This window comes from Tautonia plasticadhaerens (assembly GCF_007752535.1).
Taxonomy (GTDB): Bacteria; Planctomycetota; Planctomycetia; order Isosphaerales; family Isosphaeraceae; genus Tautonia; species Tautonia plasticadhaerens.
This window is the reverse complement of sequence record NZ_CP036426.1, coordinates 4,409,601-4,426,675: the sequence shown is the minus strand read 5'-3', so window position 1 is coordinate 4,426,675 and position 17,075 is coordinate 4,409,601. Positions and strand designations below refer to the sequence as shown.

The 17,075-nt window shown below is 71.7% G+C and carries 14 protein-coding genes; 7 read left to right on the top strand and 7 right to left on the bottom strand.

What is annotated here, in order from left to right:
- The first annotated feature begins 424 nt into the window (after positions 1 to 424).
- Positions 425 to 1,603: a DegT/DnrJ/EryC1/StrS family aminotransferase gene (locus tag ElP_RS17845; RefSeq protein WP_145271541.1), complete on the top strand. Its 1,179-nt coding sequence runs from the start codon at positions 425 to 427 to the stop codon at positions 1,601 to 1,603.
- A 123-nt stretch (positions 1,604 to 1,726) separates the two neighbouring features.
- Here the strand turns inward: ElP_RS17845 and ElP_RS17840 are convergent, their stop codons facing one another.
- A complete protein-coding gene (locus tag ElP_RS17840) occupies positions 1,727 to 2,971 on the bottom strand; it encodes a hypothetical protein (protein WP_145271539.1) in 1,245 nt (414 codons plus the stop codon).
- A 342-nt stretch (positions 2,972 to 3,313) separates the two neighbouring features.
- Here ElP_RS17840 and ElP_RS17835 point away from each other — a divergent pair, with 342 nt between their 5' ends.
- The 3 genes from ElP_RS17835 to ElP_RS17825 all read left to right on the top strand — a co-directional run bounded on the left by ElP_RS17835 (position 3,314) and on the right by ElP_RS17825 (position 6,582).
- Positions 3,314 to 3,847: a cyclic nucleotide-binding domain-containing protein gene (locus ElP_RS17835; RefSeq protein ID WP_145271537.1), complete on the top strand. Its 534-nt coding sequence runs from the start codon at positions 3,314 to 3,316 to the stop codon at positions 3,845 to 3,847.
- A 38-nt stretch (positions 3,848 to 3,885) separates the two neighbouring features.
- Complete coding sequence (locus tag ElP_RS17830; RefSeq protein WP_145271534.1) at positions 3,886 to 4,554, top strand: SMI1/KNR4 family protein; 669 nt, start codon at positions 3,886 to 3,888, stop codon at positions 4,552 to 4,554.
- A 294-nt stretch (positions 4,555 to 4,848) separates the two neighbouring features.
- Entirely contained in the window at positions 4,849 to 6,582 is a 1,734-nt protein-coding gene (locus ElP_RS17825; RefSeq protein ID WP_145271532.1) for a hypothetical protein, read from the top strand.
- Positions 6,583 to 6,625: 43 nt separating this feature from the next.
- Here the strand turns inward: ElP_RS17825 and ElP_RS17820 are convergent, their stop codons facing one another.
- The 6 genes from ElP_RS17820 to ElP_RS17795 form a co-directional block, all read right to left on the bottom strand.
- The gene (locus tag ElP_RS17820) at positions 6,626 to 7,012 is read right to left on the bottom strand and encodes a VOC family protein (protein WP_145271531.1); all 387 of its coding nucleotides are present in this window, start codon (positions 7,010 to 7,012) and stop codon (positions 6,626 to 6,628) included.
- A gap of 60 nt (positions 7,013 to 7,072) precedes the next feature.
- Positions 7,073 to 8,269, bottom strand: coding sequence for an aminotransferase class I/II-fold pyridoxal phosphate-dependent enzyme (locus tag ElP_RS17815; protein ID WP_231749167.1), 1,197 nt, complete (start codon positions 8,267 to 8,269; stop codon positions 7,073 to 7,075).
- Positions 8,270 to 8,367: 98 nt separating this feature from the next.
- Positions 8,368 to 8,586, bottom strand: a complete 219-nt coding sequence (locus tag ElP_RS17810) for a DUF4926 domain-containing protein (protein ID WP_145271527.1) — start codon at positions 8,584 to 8,586, stop codon at positions 8,368 to 8,370.
- On the bottom strand, positions 8,583 to 8,936 hold the full coding sequence (locus ElP_RS17805) for a DUF6883 domain-containing protein (protein ID WP_145271525.1): 354 nt from the start codon (positions 8,934 to 8,936) through the stop codon (positions 8,583 to 8,585). The genes ElP_RS17810 and ElP_RS17805 overlap by 4 nt, the downstream gene beginning before the upstream one ends.
- Before the next feature lie 238 nt (positions 8,937 to 9,174).
- Positions 9,175 to 11,289: a catalase gene (gene katE / locus ElP_RS17800; RefSeq protein ID WP_145271523.1), complete on the bottom strand. Its 2,115-nt coding sequence runs from the start codon at positions 11,287 to 11,289 to the stop codon at positions 9,175 to 9,177.
- 252 nt (positions 11,290 to 11,541) lie between these two features.
- A complete protein-coding gene (locus ElP_RS17795; RefSeq protein WP_145271521.1) occupies positions 11,542 to 12,609 on the bottom strand; it encodes an NAD-dependent epimerase/dehydratase family protein in 1,068 nt (355 codons plus the stop codon).
- 279 nt (positions 12,610 to 12,888) lie between these two features.
- Between ElP_RS17795 and ElP_RS17790 the strand changes: the two genes are divergently transcribed.
- The 3 genes from ElP_RS17790 (at position 12,889) to ElP_RS38310 (ending at position 17,071) form a co-directional block, all read left to right on the top strand.
- Positions 12,889 to 14,064: a glycosyltransferase family 4 protein gene (locus tag ElP_RS17790; RefSeq protein WP_145271519.1), complete on the top strand. Its 1,176-nt coding sequence runs from the start codon at positions 12,889 to 12,891 to the stop codon at positions 14,062 to 14,064.
- 131 nt (positions 14,065 to 14,195) lie between these two features.
- Positions 14,196 to 15,935: a sensor histidine kinase gene (locus ElP_RS17785; protein WP_145271517.1), complete on the top strand. Its 1,740-nt coding sequence runs from the start codon at positions 14,196 to 14,198 to the stop codon at positions 15,933 to 15,935.
- Positions 15,932 to 17,071 (top strand): PP2C family protein-serine/threonine phosphatase, encoded by a 1,140-nt coding sequence (locus tag ElP_RS38310; RefSeq protein ID WP_197446148.1) that lies wholly within the window; start codon positions 15,932 to 15,934, stop codon positions 17,069 to 17,071. The genes ElP_RS17785 and ElP_RS38310 overlap by 4 nt, the downstream gene beginning before the upstream one ends.
- Positions 17,072 to 17,075 lie beyond the last annotated feature (4 nt).

The following is a 17,075-nucleotide window of genomic DNA, read 5'->3' as shown; positions in this document are numbered from 1 at the left end:
CGGGGCGATCGGTCGAGGGGATCGCCCTGCTCGGCCGGTCCGTTCGTCCCGGGGATCGCCCGGCGCCGATCGGCGAGTCCGCCCCGGGACCCCGTCGGGGGACGGTCCCCGGCGACTCAGCCCCGCCAGACCTCCCTCCACCCCCTCCCCATCGGATCGGATCGGGGAGCCGGTCGGGGTTCCCGGGAGGACGGGCGGGACGCCTTCGGGAGTCGCCATCGTAAGGATACCGGGCGGGGCCGACAACCGGCCCGAGTCGGGGAGGCCCGGGCCCCCGAGGCCGGTGTCCCCCCCGCTCCGCGACGGCGGCCGTCGAGTTGCCTTGACGCCCCCGGGCCGTCGCGATAGCCTGCCCGGCCGAGCCGTCCCCAGGGAGGGGGAGTCCGGGCGCGGTCGCCCGGGGCGCCCAAGGAGTGGATTGACGATGACTCGTCCCGCCGAGACCCCGAGCGTTCCCGCCCTCGACCTGAAGGCCCAGTATCGGGCCATCCGGGACGAGGTCGAGCCGATGATCCTGGAGCTGATGGAGAGCCAGCAGTTCGTCCTCGGGGCGAACGTCGCGGGCCTGGAGGAGGAGGTGGCGGCCTACTGCGGCGCCTCGCACGCCGTCGGCTGCGCCTCGGGGACCGACGCGCTGCTGCTGCCGCTGATGGCCTGGGGGATCGGCCCGGGCGACGAGGTGATCACCTCCCCGTTCACCTTCTTCGCCACCGCCGGGGTCATCTGGCGACTGGGGGCCAGGCCGGTGTTCGTCGACATCGACCCGGGGAGCTACAACCTCGACCCCTCCCGGCTGGCCGACGCGATCTCACCCCGCACACGGGCGATCATCCCGGTCCACCTCTACGGCCAGGCGGCCGACATGGACCCGATCAACGCGATCGCCGCCGACCGGGGGCTGAAGGTGCTGGAGGACGCCGCCCAGGCGATCGGCGCCGGCTACGAGGGGAAGCGGGCCGGGGTGCTCGGTCACGCCTCGGCGTTCAGCTTCTACCCGTCGAAGAACCTCGGCGGGTTCGGCGACGGCGGCCTGATCACCACCGAGGACGCCGAGCTGGCCTCCCGGATGAAGCGGCTCCGGGTGCACGGGATGGAGCCGAAGTACTACCACGCCGAGGTCGGGCTCAACTCCCGGCTCGACGCGCTGCAGGCCGCCGTCCTCCGGATCAAGCTCCGGCACCTCGACGCCTGGACCGCCGGCCGTCGCGCCCTGGCCGAGTCGTACCGCGACCTGTTCGAGGCGGCCGGGCTGCTCGGGCTGGTCACCCTGCCGACCGAGTTGCCGGGCCGGGTGCACGTCTACAACCAGTTCGTCATCCGGGTCGACGCCGAGCTCCGGGATCCGCTCCGGGCCCGGCTGTCGGAATCCCAGATCGGCAGCGAGATCTACTATCCGATCCCGCTCCACCTGCAGGAGTGCTTCGCCCCGCTCGGGCACAAGGCCGGCGACTTCCCCGCCTCGGAGCGGGCCGCCGGGGAGACCATCGCCCTGCCGATGTATCCCGAGCTCCCCACGCAGGCGGCCCGCCGGGTCGTGGAGGCCGTCGCCGGGTTCTACCGGGATCGCGGCCTGCTGCCCTCTCGTCGGGAACACGCCGCCTGACCATCCCCGGCGACGACCGGCAGGTCCCGGGCCCCGGCTCGGGCCCGAGCCGGGCGGGCTTGGGGGGACGTCAGCGGGCATCGCCTCGCCCGGGATCGGGCGACCGGACCCCGGGCCGAACGATCAGCCGCCGTCGGCCCCCGGCCGTCCGCCCTCCGCCAAGGCCCGCCCGAGTGCGCCCCGGGCCCCGGCGTCCGGGGCCTCCTCGGGTCTCGGGAGCAGCCCGAGGCGGGGCAACGACCAGTGCCCCCGCCCGATCACTCCGGCCCGGCGGTCATCCGGATCGTCCCGACCGGGGATCAGCCGCTTGCCGAGCTGCCGGACCCGGGAGAGGAGACGGGGACCGGGGCGGTCCCGCTCGAACGGGGACGGGAGGTCGACGGCGAGGTGGGGGTCGGCGTAAGACGCGGGTCCCTCGGCGATCGCCCGATCCGGCCGGGCGACGGCGGGGAGGACGTCGTCCCGAGCCGGCTCCTCCGGCCCGGGTGGCGGGTCGAGGGCCGGGACCCCGGTGGGGTCGTCCTCGACGGCGGGGGAGGAGGCCGGGTCGGGAGGGACCTCGATGGTGACCTCGGGCTCTGGCTCCGCCTCCTCGGGGGCCGGGTCCTGCCGGTTCCCCGTCAGGACGTCCCGCAGCACGGCGATCGGCCGACGGCCGGAGGCGAGCCTCGCGTCGGGGTCGGTCGCGACCGGGGGGGCCGCGTAGGTCTCCAGGTCGATGCCGGCGGCCAGCATCGGCGGGGGGCCGATCGGGAGATCGGACTCGGGAGCCGAGGCGGGCCCTCGTGAGGGGGCCGAGGGCGGCCCGTCGGCCAGGGACTCTCCCGGGCCGGGAGGCGCCGGTCCCAGGCCGGCGATCGGTTCGGGATCCGCCCCTGAATCGACCCGGGGCACGGAACCCCCTACACCCCCGGCGAGGGCGGGCGGAGTGCCGGCGGCCGGTCCCGCGATCGGGTCCGGATCCGTGATCCGCCCGGGGCCCGATCCGGGCCGATCGGCGACCACGGCCCTGGGGGCGAACGGGGATCGGGGTGGCTCGGCTGTCGGGACGCCCCGATCGGCGAGCTGGCCGCCCCCGACCGTCAGCCCCACGGCACTCGGCCGGATGTCGGGGCCCGGCCGCCCGGCCGGACGGGCGGCGATCGTGTAGGAGCCGGGGTCCCGCATCGCCAACGAGGGGGACGGGCCGACCGTCACCGGGGCCGGGGAGAGCCGGGCGATGGGGTCGGCCGGTCGGATCAGCCCGGGCATGCCCCGGCCTCCCGCCGACGCTCCGACCATGCCCGCCCTCCGAGCCGGGCCGGCGCAGCCCGAGGCGGCCAGGACCAGGCCCGAGGCCACGAGGGCGAACAATCGTCGGCGATGCATGGCGACTCCCTCCGCCCGACCATCATCCTAGCACCGGCGCGGTCTCGGCTCCCCTCGACCGCCCGGCGACGGTTGTTACCATCGGCGACCCGGGCCCCGACGATCGCCCGATCCGGGCTGCATTCCCGCCCCCCGCCGGGCACGACCGCCCCTTCCGTCAGGACCGCCCCCTCCGGGCCTCGCCGCCCCCTCCGGTAAAATCGCCGCGACCCGCCGCGCATCGGCGACCCCCCCCGGGTAGGATGAGTCCCGGGGGCCGGTCCCGGCCGGCCCGGGCTGCTCCCCTCGCCCGCCCCGGGGTCGGGGGATCGCGATCCCGCCTTCATCAGGGAGTTGGGCCGGATGGTCTCCAAAGACGCCGCCGAACGGTTCCTCGCCGCCCCCTTCCTCGCCGACCTCGACGCCTCGTCCCGGGAGGCGTTGCTCCAGGTCCTGGTGGAGGATCGCGTGGAGTCGGGCCGGGTGCTCCTGAGGCAAGGGGACCACAACGACCGCATCCACTTCCTCATCGAGGGCACGGTCGCCATCTCCCGGGCCTCCTCCAAAGGCCGGCCGGAATACCTGCTGGATCTGGACGCGCCGACCGCCTTCGGGGAGACCTCCTACTTCCAGCGCAATGCCCAGCTCGTGACCGTCACGGCGGCCACCGACCTCCGCCTGCTCGTCCTGGAGCGGGACGCCCACGAGGTGCTCCGCCGCGTCGACCCCCGGGCCTCCGAGCAGCTGGCCACCGCCGCCATCCGGGTCCTCGCCGGCCACTTCGAGTTGATCGATCAGCGGATCGCCGACATCCTCTCCCGCCAGCCCGACCCCCAGTCCGAGGCCACGGAGTGGGACCGGTTCCGGGCCCGGCTCTTCGGCGAATCGAAGCTGTGAGCCCCCGACCGACGGCAGCACCCGGAGCGCGATCACGCATGATGAATTACAAGGAATGGACCGATCGGGCGGGGCAATTCATCGCCCGGTTCGAGCGGCTCCACCCCCGGATGAAGGCGAGGGTCGAGATCGGCCCCCCAGCGACGGCCGACCAGATCGCCGAGGCGGAGCGGGGCATCGGCCAGGCGTTACCCCGGCAGCTCCGCACATTCCTGGAGTCGGCGAGCGGCCATTGCGACTTCGGCTACTGGTGGGAGGCCGAGGGGGAGGAGGATCGCCGAGAGGCGGAGTCGGCGTTCGAGACGACGACCATCCCGGGCGGCCTGGAGTACTTCGCCTGGGTCAGGGCCCTCGCCGAGGACTACGAATTCCATCGAGAGCTCGTCGAGGAAGGGACCTACGGCGACGCCCCCTTCTGCCAGGCCCCCCTGCCGATCGGCGGCATGGGCAACGGCGACCACATCGCCATCGACCTCAACGGCGGGTCGGTCATCTTCCTCTCGCACGACGACTGGAGCTTCATCCTCGCCCCCGACTTCGACGCGTTCCTCAGGTCGTGGGAGGCGATCTGCTACCTCGACTTCGACATCAGCCCCTACGAACGGTTCGTCGACAAGGACGGAGGAGGGATCGACCCGACCGACCGGCCCGAGCTTCGACGGCTCCGGCGACTCCTGCTGCCCGACGACCGGGGTGGCCGACCCTAGCCCTCCCCGGACGACTCGACTGGAGTTCATTTCACGCGACCAAACTTCGACGCTTGAACGGGCTTGCGCCTCGAACGCCCCCGAGCATCGAACCCGGGGGCCACGTCCGACGCCTGATCGGTTAGGATGCCGGCCATTCCCCGGCGAATCCTGCCGATCGTGCCGATGGTCCTGCCCGCGAGGGAATTCCCGAGGGCGATCGACTGGCCGGAGGCGTCGGGATCGTTCGATCCCCGATAACTGGGACTGTCGGCCCCTCGTCGGGTCGGAGAAACCGCGCGGAGGACGTCGCGCATGGGCCTCGCCCGATGGATCGGCGAGCGAATTGGCAGGCCCCTCCCGGGGCCGGACCGGTCCCGGAGGACGAGGGGTCGGGGACCGTCCGGGCCGGACCGGCTGGAGCGCCGGGAGTTCCGGGCCGGGGACGTGATCGACCTGGCGGTCGTCTCGGCCTCGACGGGGGACTCCCGGGCGGTCGAGGTCGCATACGAGGTCCGAGGGCTGGCCGAGGGGGAGCGTCGGGAGGTCGAGCTGGGCCTGTACCGGTCGGCCGACGGGTCGTTCGACGGTGAGGGGGAAGACCGGAAGGTCGGCTCGGCCCTGGTCGTCGTTGAGGGGGACGGTTCGGCCGTCGTCCGGGGTACGGCGGCCGTGGTCGCCCCCGAGGGCCTGAAGCCGACCCCGGCCCGGCCGTTCGTGCTGGCGGTGGCGGATCCGTCGGGGGCGCTGGGGGACCCCGACCCCTCGAACGACGTCGCCGGGTTTCGCAAGCGGGTCATCGGCGTGGTCACCCACGGGGGGATCCAGGGCTCGTCCTACCCGCCGGACTGGGCGGGGGTCCTGGGCGACTCGCTCCGGGACCTCGGCTACGACGCGGTGATCACCTTCACCTGGGCCGGGGAGAGCAACACCCCCGGGGCCGCCCCGAAGCAGGGGGCCCGTCTGGCCAACGCCGTCCTGCACACCTCGACGCTGTTCCCCTGGGACGAGCCGGTCGACCTGCACCTGATCGGCCACAGCCAGGGGACGGTCGTCAACAGCGCCGCCCTGCTGACCCTGGAGCGGGTGACCACCCCCCAGCTCGCCGCCGGATTCACCCGGGCGACGATGCTCGACCCGCACGCCGCCAGCAACGGCGCCCCCGGCCAGGCGAGCTTCACCGACGACTTCGACGGCTGGATCGCCCGGATGGCGACCTCGGCCTTCCAGTGGATGGCCGGGGATCCGATCGTGACGGTCCCGGAGTTCGTCGACGAGGCGGAGGTGTACTACCAGCACACCCCGGCCGAGCTGGACGGCCTGCCCTGGAGTCACAACCTCTGGGGCCAGGCCCCGGTCGTCGGGCGGGCCAGTTACAGCGACCTGACCGGCCCCGGCATGACGCACACCGGGCCCTCGGGTGTGCAGAACTGGTATCACAAGAACGTGGTCCCGACCCTGGCCGAGGGGGGGGTCTTCGTGAACCTGTCGGCGATCACCGGCAGGCTGGTCGCCTCCCCCGCCGACCGCACCTCGGGCGACCTGACCCGGACGGCCGTCGGCTCCCCCTCCTATACCGGCACCGCCGCCCCCGGCGGGACGGTCCGATTGCTGACCCAGGCGGTAGCCGGAGGCCCGTTCCTCCGGCTCGACGAGGGGACCGTCGCCCCCGACGGCTCCTGGGCGCTCTCCGCCGAAGACCTCCCCAGGGGCCACTACCGGATGCTCGTCCGGGGCGTCGTCCCCGCCGGGGATGGCCCGTGGACGGACTTCTACCCGCTCCTGCCGCTCGGCCGGATCGCCGTCCGGCCGGGCCTCGACGAGCTGGATCCCGGGGAGATCGACCGCCTCGCCCGGGTCGGCTCGGCCGATCCCCCGCCGACCCGGAGGACGGTCGACGGCCCCAAAGGCCTCCCCTCCCCGATCCCGGATCGCCTGATCGAGCGGGCCGATCGGCCCGCCGAGCCGTTCGAGCTGCCGCCGGGCCGGGAACGGCTCGTCTCGAAGATGGCCGAGCGCCTGCTCACCGAACGCAGGAGGGCCGAATGAACCCTCCCGACCGGCCAGTGGTCGAGCCGGGAGGGGTGCCGGCTCATCCTTCCCTGGTCGCGATCCACCAGGTCGTGCCGCCGGCGTCGGTCACCCCTCCCCGGCGGTCCTCGTCGCCTTTCCTGACGGGCTCCTGGACGGAGATCGCGCCAGCGTCGATCGCCCGGCGATAGGAGTCGTCGACGTCGGGGCAATAGAGGTGCACGTGGGAGGGGACCGGCGGCCAGCCGTCGGCCCCGTCGGCGATCATGATCACGGTGTCGCCGACCCGGACCTCGGCGTGCCTGATCCCCCCGGACGGGTCCGGGAATCTCCTGAGTTCGACGGCGTCGAAGGCCCGGATGAGGAACTCGATCGTCCCGGCCGCACCGTCGACGATCAGGTAGGGCGAGACGGTGTTGTAACCCTCGGGCTTGAACGGCGATCCCATGGTCATCCTCCTTGACGCGGAGTCCGGGTGGTCGGGGCGTTGATGCTGCGGGGGCGGGCCTCAGGCGTCGACCGCCTCGGGCTTCAGGCATCGGCCGATCTGGCGGACGGCCTGGCGGAGCCGCTGGTCGTTCTCGACGAGGGCCAGCCTCAGGAACCCCTCGCCGGCCTCGCCGAAGCCCCGGCCGGGGCTGACGGCCACGTCGGCCTCCTCGATCAGCTTCATGGCCAGGTCGATCGAGCCCATCCGGGACCGCCAGGGCTCGGGGATCGGCGCCCAGACGAACATCCCGGCCTTCGGCCTCGGCACGGCCCAGCCGACGCGGCGGAGGGAGTCGATCATGACGTCCCGGCGCTTGCGGTACTCGGCGACCTGGGCCTTTCGCGCCTCCTCTCCGTGCCGGAGCGCGACGATGGCGGCGATCTGCACGGCCTGGAACAGGCCGTAATCGTAATAGCCCTTGATCGACTTCAGGGCGGCGATCATCGCCCGGTTCCCGGCGGCGAAGCCGACGCGCCAGCCGGCCATGTTGTAGCCCTTGGACATCGTCGTGAACTCGCAGCCGACGTCCGAGGCCCCCTTCGCGGCGAGGAAGCTGGGCGGGTCATACCCGTCGAAGCCGATGTCGCCGTAGGCGAAGTCGTGGATCACGGCGAACCGGAAGCGGCGGGCCAGCGCCACGACCTCCTCGAAGAAGGCGGGCTCGACCACGGTGGCCGTCGGATTGTGCGGGAAGTTCAGCACCAGCACCTTGGGGCGGGGGTAGAGGTGGGTGCACATCTCGGCCACGTTGCGGAGGAACCGCTCGGGCTCGGTGATGTCGAGGGCGATCACGTTCGCGTTGGCCAGCGCCACGGCATGGGCGTGGATCGGGAACGTCGGCGCGGGGACCAGGGCCGTGTCCCCCGGCCCGAGCAGGGCCAGGCACATGTGGCTGAACCCCTCCTTGGAGCCGATCGTGGTGACAACCTCGTGGTCGGGGTCGAGCGTCACGCCGAAGCGGGCCTGGTAGCGCCTGGCGACCTCGCGGCGGAGGTTATCGATCCCCTGGGCGACGCTGTATCGGTGGTTCCGGGCGTCCTGGGCCGCCTCGCAGAGCTTGTCGATGACCCACTGCTCGGGGGGGTCGGTCGGGTTGCCCATCCCCAGGTCGATCACGTCGTCGCCGGCCCGCCGCTTCTCGGCCTTCAGGGCGTTGATCTTGCCGAAGAGGTAGGGCGGCAGGTTCTTCACGCGGGCCGAGAGTTCGATCGGCATCGGGCCGAGGGACTCGGGGGACTGGGAGGGGTCGGGCGTGTCGTTGAGCATTGGGGTCGTGACCAGCGTCGGGGGCGATCGGTGAGTGGGACTCGGCGTCAGGAGGCGGTCGCCGGGCGATACCTCAGGACCAGCAATTGATCCGCCCGCAAGGCGAGCATCGCGTAAGTCAGCCCCCCATTATCGCTGAATTCGACCTCGAAGACACCAGGGGCGAGTTGTTCGACAACCGTCCCGACCTGGCCCCTCTCCAGCTTGTCTTCGGGGCGGTCCTCGGTCAGGGCGACCACATCGAGAAGTTGGATCGGATGGTTCATCCCCGTCCCCCATCCTGCGGGAGTACGAAACACGTGGTCAAGCGCGGGACGTCCTCGTCGGTCAGGACGATCCAGGCGCTCCGGACGATCGCTCGTTTGCCGAGACGCTCGACCACCGAGTCGATAGTATACCGTCGCCCGTACTCGTCGCATGCGCCTGGTTGGGCGTCGTGGTCAGATGCCGCGGAGCGCAGGATCTGGCGAAGCTCCTCAGCATCCTCCACCGTCAGGCCGAGTGCCGAGGCGAACACGCGGGCCTTGTGCTTGCCCCGGATGTGCTCGGGGTTGAGGCAATAGCTCCGGAGTTTCTCGGGATCGACGATCGCGTCCTCGGCGTTGGGCAGCTTCATTGACCGATTCCCAGGGATGTCAACTCAGAATCGAGCAGGCCGCTCGATCTACCTCTTCTCCCTAATCGGCCGTCATCGCGGCGGACTTGCAGTCGAATCGGAAAAATCGGACCAATTGCACCTCATCGACAACTCTTCAGATCACCCTGTCTGCCCGAATCGACGAGGGCGGCGGACCTCGGACGGTTCGCCGCCCCCTGGGCGGAACTTCGGAAATGTGGTCAGGCGAGGACGGCGGTCAGCCCATCAGGGCGTCCCCCCGGTCCCAGTAGCGGAGCGAGCGGCATCGGGAGACGAAGCCGTCGCAGTCCTTGACGGAGGTCAGGGGGACGAAGCCCTCGTCCCGGGCCTCGGGGACGCCGGCCTTCGCCAGCAGCGGGGCGGCGGCGTCGACGAACGCGATGAACTTGCGGTGGGCGTAGGCGTCGGCGACGAAGTCCCGGGCCGCCGGGTGCTTGGCGAGCAGGGCGGCGCCGTCCGCGGAGGGGAGCAGGGCGACGGCGTCGAAGAGGACCGAGGGGCCGCCGTCGACCTTCTCGTCGGCCGGGTGCAGGGTGCCTTCGCTGTCGGTGACGCCGCCGACGTGCGGGGCGACGAGCTTGAGCATCGCCCCCTCCTTCTCCAGCGAGGCGGCCAGGCCCGAGAGGAGCGCGGCGTCGACCCCGTCGGTGACGAGCGCCCCGACCTTCCTCCCGGCGAAGCTCTTGGGGCCGTTGAGCAGGATGCTCAGCGCCGGGGACGGATTGAGGTCCTGCCGGGTCGGCCGGGCGGCGGTGGCCGGGTCGGGCATCTCGCGGAGGCCGAGGCCCTGGGCGACCTTGGTGGCGAGGTCGTTGTCGATGTTCAGGAGGTGCGAAACCATCCGGGCCCGGATCGCCGGGGTCTCGGCCTTGCTCAGCTCGAACGTCAGCGCGTCGGCGATGTGGGCCTGCTCGACCTCGGTCTGGCTGATGTAGAACTGCCGGGCCTGGCTGTAGTGGTCGGCGAACGTCTCGGAGCGGACCCGGAGCTTCTGCCCCTGCTCGGGGACCGGGAGGCTCCGGTAGCCCTGGTCGGGAGACTCCCGGGGGCCCGGGGCGTCCGACCACGAGTTCGGCTCGTAGTTGACCCTCCCCTTGGGGTTGTGCATGGCCATGTGCCCGTCCTGCTGGAAGTGGTGGAAGGGGCACTTCGGCGCGTTGATCGGGATGTGGGTGAAGTTCGGGCTGCCGAGCCGCTTGAGCTGGGTGTCGAGATACGAGAAGTTCCGGCCCTGGAGCAACGGGTCGTTGGTGAAGTCGATCCCCGGCACGACGTTCTGCGTGCAGAAGGCGACCTGCTCGGTCTCGGCGAAGAAGTTGTCCACCACGCGGTCCAGGACCAGGCGGCCGACCTTGCGGACCGGGATCACCTCCTCGGGGATGATCTTGGTGGCGTCGAGGATGTCGAAGTCGAATTTGTCAGCGAAGGCGTCGTCGAAGGTCTGGATCCCCAACTCCCATTCGGGGTAGTCGCCGGCGCCGATGGCGTCCCAGAGGTCGCGGCGATGGAAGTCGGGGTCGGCGCCGTTGAGCTTGACCGCCTCGTTCCAGACGACCGACTGGAGCCCCTGCTTCGGCTTCCAGTGGAACTTGACGTAGGTCGACTTCCCCTCGGCGTTGACCAGGCGGAAGGTGTGGACGCCGAACCCTTCCATGAAGCGGAAGGACCGGGGGATCGTCCGGTCGGACATGATCCACATGACCATGTGCATGCTCTCGGGGGAGAGCGAGATGAAGTCCCAGAAGTTGTCGTGGGCGGTCTGGGCCTGGGGGAAACCGCGGTCGGGCTCGGGCTTGGCGGCGTGGATCAGGTCGGGGAACTTGATCGCGTCCTGGATGAAGAAGACGGGAATGTTATTTCCGACGAGGTCCCAGTTCCCCTCCTTCGTGTAGAGCTTCACGGCGAAGCCCCGGACGTCCCGGGCCACGTCGGCCGAGCCCTTGTTGCCGGCGACGGTCGAGAAGCGGACGAAGGCCGGGGTCTTTTCCCCCTTGCGCCGGAAGAGGTCGGCCTTCGTCAGGTCGGTGAGCGGCTCGTAGGTCTCGAAGTAGCCGTGGGCCCCATAGCCCCGGGCGTGGACGACCCGCTCGGGGATGCGCTCGTGGTCGAAGTGGAAGATCTTCTCCCGGAGGTGGAAGTCCTCCAGGAGGGTCGGCCCCCGGGCGCCGACCTTCAGCGAGTTCTGGTCGTCGGCGACGGGGACGCCCTGCTGGGTGGTCAGCACCGGCCGGTCGCCGCCGGCGACCTGGTGGGTCTCGCCGCCGGTGCCGGCGACCACCTCCGCGTCGGCGAAGCGGTGGGTCGTGCGGTCGTCGGATCCTTGCTTGGCCATCGTCGTGCCCCTGGGTGTGGTGCTCGTCTCGGGAGTCCCGGGGGCCCCGGTGCGGGAGGACGGCCTCGGCTCGGTCGGCGAGGCCGGCGGGTTCGGAGGGGGCGGGCGTGATCCCGGGGGCCGGAGTGGGATGCAGATCCCATGCCGGACATCCCCGGGAGGGGGCGACGGGATCCGACCGCGCAAGACGAGGCCGCCCCCGCAACGGGGCGGCCTCGTCGAAGGGGGGTGGGAGGGGCCGGGAGACGACGATCAGCCGGCCATCGCCGCAGCGGGGCGGAGCTTCCGGAGGGTCTGGAAGACATCGTCGACGATGTCGTCCAGGCTGAAGGACAGTTCCCAGTCGGGGTAGTGGGAGCGGAACTTGCGAAGGTCGGTCATGTAGCAGATGTGGTCGCCGACCCGGTTGATTTCCTGATAGGTGTGCGGGATCGGCCGGCCGGCGAGCTGTCCGAAGCGGTCGAGCAACTCCAGCAGGCTCGCGGCGTTGCCCCGGCCGCCCCCGAGGTTGTAGACCTCGCCGGGCCGGGGATCCCGATAGAAGGCTTCGAAGGCCCGGACGACGTCCTCGCTGTGGATCTGGTCCCGGACCTGCTTCCCCTTGTAGCCGATCACGTTGTAGGTGCCGCCGGTCAGGGCGACCCGGGCCATGTAGGCGAGGAACCCGTGCAGGGGCACGGCGCTGTGGAAGGGGCCGGTCAGGCAGCCCCCCCGGAAGATGCCCGTCTTCAGGCCGAAATATTTGCCGTACTCCTGGGCCATCACGTCCCCGGCGAGCTTGCTGCAGCCGAAGAGGCTGTGGGTGCTCCGGTCGATCCGGAGCGACTCGCCGATCCCCTCGTAATCCTCGGGGCGGGCGTAGTCGAACCGGGTGGGCAGTTCGGCCAGGGGGAGCTCGTTGGGGGCGTCGCCGTAGACCTTGTTCGTGCTCATGAGGATGAACACGGCCTCGGGGGCGTGCAGCCGGGTCGCCTCCAGCAGGTTGAGCGTGCCGACGGCGTTGACGTCGAAGTCGTCGAAGGGACGGGACTTGGCCAGGTCGTGCGACGGCTGGGCGGCGCAGTGGATGATCAGGTCGGGCGTCGTGTCGGCGATGACCCGGAGCATGGCGGCCCGGTCCCGGATGTCGAGGTCGCGGTGCTCGAAGTTCTCGCAGGAGTCCCGCAGGCTCCCGAGCGTCCAGGAGGTGTCGCCGTCGGGCCCGAAGAAGTCGGCCCGCATGTTGTTGTCGATGCCGTAGACGACGTCGGCTTTGGCGTCGAAGTAGCGGACCGCCTCGGAGCCGATCAGGCCGCTGCTGCCGGTCACGAGCACCTTCATGATGTCCTGCCCTCGTGGCAAGTGCCGCCGGCCAATTCGGGGTGGGGCCGGCGTCGATCCGTCGATGTCCATCCTCGGGGCGGTCGGGTCCGATCCGCCCGGCGTCGAGGGGGATGCTAGCCCGATCGGCGGGGGCTGGCAAGGCCAGTCGGAGCGGCATCCCGGTTTGGGGTTCCCCGGCCGAGCGGCCTGGCCCTATGATGACGGCCGCGCCCTCGGGCCGGATCGGCCGGCGGCGCGTCACGGAAGACGAGACACCCGGGCACGGAGGTCCCCGAGATGCGCATCCTGATGGTCACCTCGTTCCCGATCGTCGGCCAGACCGACGGCACGGCGATGCTGGCGATCCAGATCTTCCGGGCCCTGAGGCGCCGGGGGATCGAGGTCGCCCACGCCTATCTGAAGGCCCGACGGCCCTGGGACGCCCCCTTCGAGGGAGAATTCGAGGGGGCCCCGACCTTCACCCTGCCCCCCTCCCGTTGGATCGGCGGGATGGCGGAGATCCGCAAGCGGTTCCCGTTCGACCTCGTCCACGCCGAGCACTACGGCGGCGCCTGCCGGGCCCTGGCGGCCTGCAAGCTCCACGGCTGGCCGATGATCTACTCGATCCACTCGCTGCTGGGCGAGGAGGTCGAGCGAGACCGGCTCGGGCGGGGGCTGGTCTTCCGGACCTACCGGACGCTGGAGCGACAGGTCTGCCGGTACGCCAGCGGCGTGGTCGTGCTCGGCCGGGGGGTGAAGCGGATCGTGGTCGAGGAGAAGGGGGTGCCGGCCGACCGGGTCGCCGTGATCCACCCCGGCGTCAACCTCGCCGACTACGCCCCCGGACCGGCGGCCGAGATCGAGGGGGTCGGGCCCGACGAAAAGGTCGTCATGTACGTCGGCAACATCCGGGACCCGAACCAGGGGGTGCCGATCCTGGTCGACGCCCTCCCCCGGATCTTCGACGCCGTGCCCGAGGCCCGATGCGTGCTCGTCGGCGGCCCGGGCGAGGTCGGCGAGCAGTACCGGGCCCGGCTGGGCCGGCACGGCGACCGGCTGGTCGTGCTGTCCGGCAGGACGCCCGACCAGGTCACCGCACTGGCCCGACGCGCCGACGTGCTCGTCCACCCCCGGCTCGCATGCCGGGAGAACGACTCGGTGCAGACGAAGATGGCCGTCTACCTCGCCTCCGGGAGGCCGATCGTGGCGACCAACTACGGCGACTACCAGCACATCCTGGGAGACACCGGCGCCGGCCTGCTCACCCCGGTTGATCCCGAACCGTTGGCCGACGGCATCGTCGAGGTGCTCACCGACCGGACGCTCGCCGGGCGCCTCGCCGCCTCGACCCGATCGGCGGCGGAGGAATACGTTTGCATGGACCGGAACGTCGATCGGTATCTCGCCCTCTACGAGACCGCCCTCGCCCCGGGCCCCCGGCGCCGGAGGCGGGAGGCCGGGACCCCGGCCTGACCGATCGTCGGGCCGGTCCGTAGTCACCCGCCGCCGACCGGCCGTATGATGGGACACTCGCCGGGGCCGACGCCGCACCGCCGGGGTGCGGCCCCCTCCCCGGCGTCCTCCCCGACCGATCGGGCGGCACCGTGGGCAAGGCTCGGGCTCGGAAGGCATCGGCCTCGGATCGGGGCGGAGAAGGGCCCCCATCGGGGAAGCCCTCCGCCCCGGGCCCCCCCGACGACCTACTCCCGCACCTCTGGCGATTCCGCAACCAGTTCCGGGACGGCCGGGACGCCGACAAGGTGCTCCGGACCGCCCTGAGGCTGGGGATGGAGCGTTTCCGGGCGGCCGAGGGCTGCGTCGCCACCGTCAAGCAAGGCAGCGGGGAGGCACGGCTCCTCTTCGAATTCCCCACCGATTCGGGGTGGGACCGCGCGATGCTCGCCGGGTTCCTCCGGGGGGAGAAGGTCTGCGTCCCCCCCGAGCTGATGCTCGCCCGCATCCGGCGTCACGGCCGGATGTGGGGCGCCCTGGCCGTGCGATCGTCGGGGACCGAGTATCACTGGGATTCTCGGCAGTCGTTCTCGTCGATCGGCTCCCTCGCCAACGAGCTGATCGACCAGATCGACCGGGACCGGGTCCGGGAGGTCCGGGCCCGGGTCGACCGCAAGGTGCTGGAGCAGAGCCGGCCGAAGCACCTCTTCTACGAGGTCCTGCACGGGCTGAAGTCGCTGATCGCCTACGACCACTCGGCGACCTTGCTGACCTACGACGGGGAGTCGGACGCGCTGGAAGTGGTCGCCGAGCAGGTCGCCTGGCAGAAGGCCAAGGGCCGAAACGTGGGGCGGAGGCTCTCCCCGGCCGCCGCCCTCCGGGGCCTGATGTGCGAGGGCCACGTCTGCGGTTTCGACCGGGACGGCCGGCGCTGGACCGACTGGACCGGGACGGACGCCACCGCCCTTGCGGAGTGGCTCGACTTCGACGACGCCGTCCCCCGGGGCGTCCCCGCCGAGGGGGCGATCCTCTGCGCCCCGCTTGTTGCCCGGGCCGACCTGCTCGGGCTGCTGAAAGTCGCCGCGCTGCACCCGGGCTCCTTCGGCCGCTACGAGGTCGAGCTGGTCTCCCAGTTCCTGCCGCAGGCGGCCGTGGCCCTGCAGAACTCCCGGCGGGCCGAGTCGCTGGAGCAGAAGGTGCTGGAGGCGGAGCGCAAGCACGCGATGGCCGACCTGGCCCGGGGCGTCTCGCACGACGTGAACAACGCGCTGGGGGGCGTCCTGCCCCTGGTCCAGCAGATGCGGGAGGAACTGGGCCGGGGCGAGCTGGATCCCGGGGTCGCCGCCGAGGACCTCATCGAGATCGAGCGTTCCATCCAGGCCTGCCGTCGCATCTTCGGCGGCATGCTCGGATTCGCCCGGGGCCTGGCCCGCAGCCCCAGCCCCGTCCGGCTCCGGCAGGCGGTCGACAACGCCCTCTCGATCCTCCGACAGAGCATCGACCGGGGCGGCATCCGGCTGGTCGTCGAGCTGCCGGAGGACCTCCCCCCCGTCACTGGGGTCCAGGCCGACCTGGAGCAACTACTGCTCAACCTGCTGAGCAACGCCCGGGACGCCTGCCGGGCGGGGGGCTCGATCGCCGTCCGGGCCCGTCGGGACGGCGAGCTGGTCGAGCTGACGGTCGAAGACACCGGCTGCGGCATGACCCGGGAGCGGCTGGCCCGCATCCGGGAGCCGTTCTTCACCACCAAGGACGACGGCCACGGGCTCGGCCTGGCGATCTGCCGGTCGATCGTGGCGCAGATGCGCGGGCATTTCTCGATCGAGAGCACGCCCGGGGCCGGGACCGGAGTCCGGGCCTCCTTCCCCATCCGATCGGAGGGCGGCCCGTGAGCCTCGACCCGAACGCCGCCCGCATCCTGATCGTCGACGACGACCCGGGCATCCTCCGGGCCGTCTCCCGGGTGCTCGGCCGCCGGCATCGCGTCTCGACCGCCTCGACCGGGGCCGAGGCCCTCGACGAGGCCGCCCGGCAGCGCCCGGACCTCGCGATCGTCGACATCCGGCTCCCCGAGATGACCGGCTTCGAGGTCACCCGGGCCTTGAAGTCGACCCTGCCCGACGTCGACGTGATCTTGATGACCGGCAATGCCGAGGAGCCGGACGAGAACCTGATCCGGGCCATCGACGAGGGGGCCTTCTACTTCGTCCAGAAGCCGTTCGACCGCCGGGTCCTGCTGACCCTCGTCGGCCGTTGCCTGGAACTTCGCCTCCTCAGGGGGGAGCGCGAGCGCTACCTCCGCCGGGTCGCGCGGGAGCTGGACGAGGCCCGGCGGTTCCAGCAGAGTCTGCTGCCGCCCCCCTTGCTGGAGCGGGAGGGCCTGGCCATCGCCGCGCGATACCTGGCCTGCTCGGAGCTGGCCGGGGACATCTACGATTATGTCGAGGCGGGCGACGGCTCGGTCGCCCTGCTCATCGCCGACGTGGTCGGCCACGGGGCCTCGGCGGCGATGATGACCGGCCTGGTCAAGGCGGCGTTCCGCGCCTCCCACGTCGACGGCTTCGAGCCGTCGAGCGTGATCGACCGGGTCCGGGAAGGGCTCCGGGACTTCGAGCCGAGCCGGTTCGTCACCCTCTGCACCGCCCGGGTCGACGCCAGTCGCCGGGGGCTGGCCTACATCAACGCCGGCCATCCCGAGCCGGCCGTCCGGGGCGGTTCGGGCATGGTCCGGCTGCTGGACGCGACCGGGCCGCTGCTCTCCTCGGCCTTGCTCGACCTGCCGTGCGAGCAGGTCACGCTGGCGCTCTCCCCCGGCGACTCGCTGCTCTTCTACACCGACGGGATCACCGAGGCCCGGGGTCCCGGCGGCATGTTCGGCCAGGGGAGGCTGGTCGAGGCCCTGATGCGGGGTGATCGCCGGGGCCCGGAGCTGCTCGACGGCCTGCTCGCCGAGCTGGTCGCCTTCTCGGGATCGGCCTCGCACCAGGATGACATCACGATCCTGACCCTGGATCTCTCCGGGGCCTGACCGG

Coding starts and splice junctions, on each gene's coding strand:
- ElP_RS17810 (WP_145271527.1), bottom strand. CDS start 8,586: ATGAACCATCCGATCCAACTTCTCGATGTGGTCGCCCTGACCGAGGAC.
- ElP_RS17820 (WP_145271531.1), bottom strand. CDS start 7,012: ATGGGATCGCCGTTCAAGCCCGAGGGTTACAACACCGTCTCGCCCTAC.
- ElP_RS17805 (WP_145271525.1), bottom strand. CDS start 8,936: ATGAAGCTGCCCAACGCCGAGGACGCGATCGTCGATCCCGAGAAACTC.
- ElP_RS17830 (WP_145271534.1), top strand. CDS start 3,886: ATGATGAATTACAAGGAATGGACCGATCGGGCGGGGCAATTCATCGCC.
- ElP_RS17815 (WP_231749167.1), bottom strand. CDS start 8,269: ATGCCGATCGAACTCTCGGCCCGCGTGAAGAACCTGCCGCCCTACCTC.
- ElP_RS17825 (WP_145271532.1), top strand. CDS start 4,849: ATGGGCCTCGCCCGATGGATCGGCGAGCGAATTGGCAGGCCCCTCCCG.
- ElP_RS17845 (WP_145271541.1), top strand. CDS start 425: ATGACTCGTCCCGCCGAGACCCCGAGCGTTCCCGCCCTCGACCTGAAG.
- ElP_RS17795 (WP_145271521.1), bottom strand. CDS start 12,609: ATGAAGGTGCTCGTGACCGGCAGCAGCGGCCTGATCGGCTCCGAGGCG.
- ElP_RS17835 (WP_145271537.1), top strand. CDS start 3,314: ATGGTCTCCAAAGACGCCGCCGAACGGTTCCTCGCCGCCCCCTTCCTC.
- ElP_RS17790 (WP_145271519.1), top strand. CDS start 12,889: ATGCGCATCCTGATGGTCACCTCGTTCCCGATCGTCGGCCAGACCGAC.
- ElP_RS17840 (WP_145271539.1), bottom strand. CDS start 2,971: ATGCATCGCCGACGATTGTTCGCCCTCGTGGCCTCGGGCCTGGTCCTG.
- katE (WP_145271523.1), bottom strand. CDS start 11,289: ATGGCCAAGCAAGGATCCGACGACCGCACGACCCACCGCTTCGCCGAC.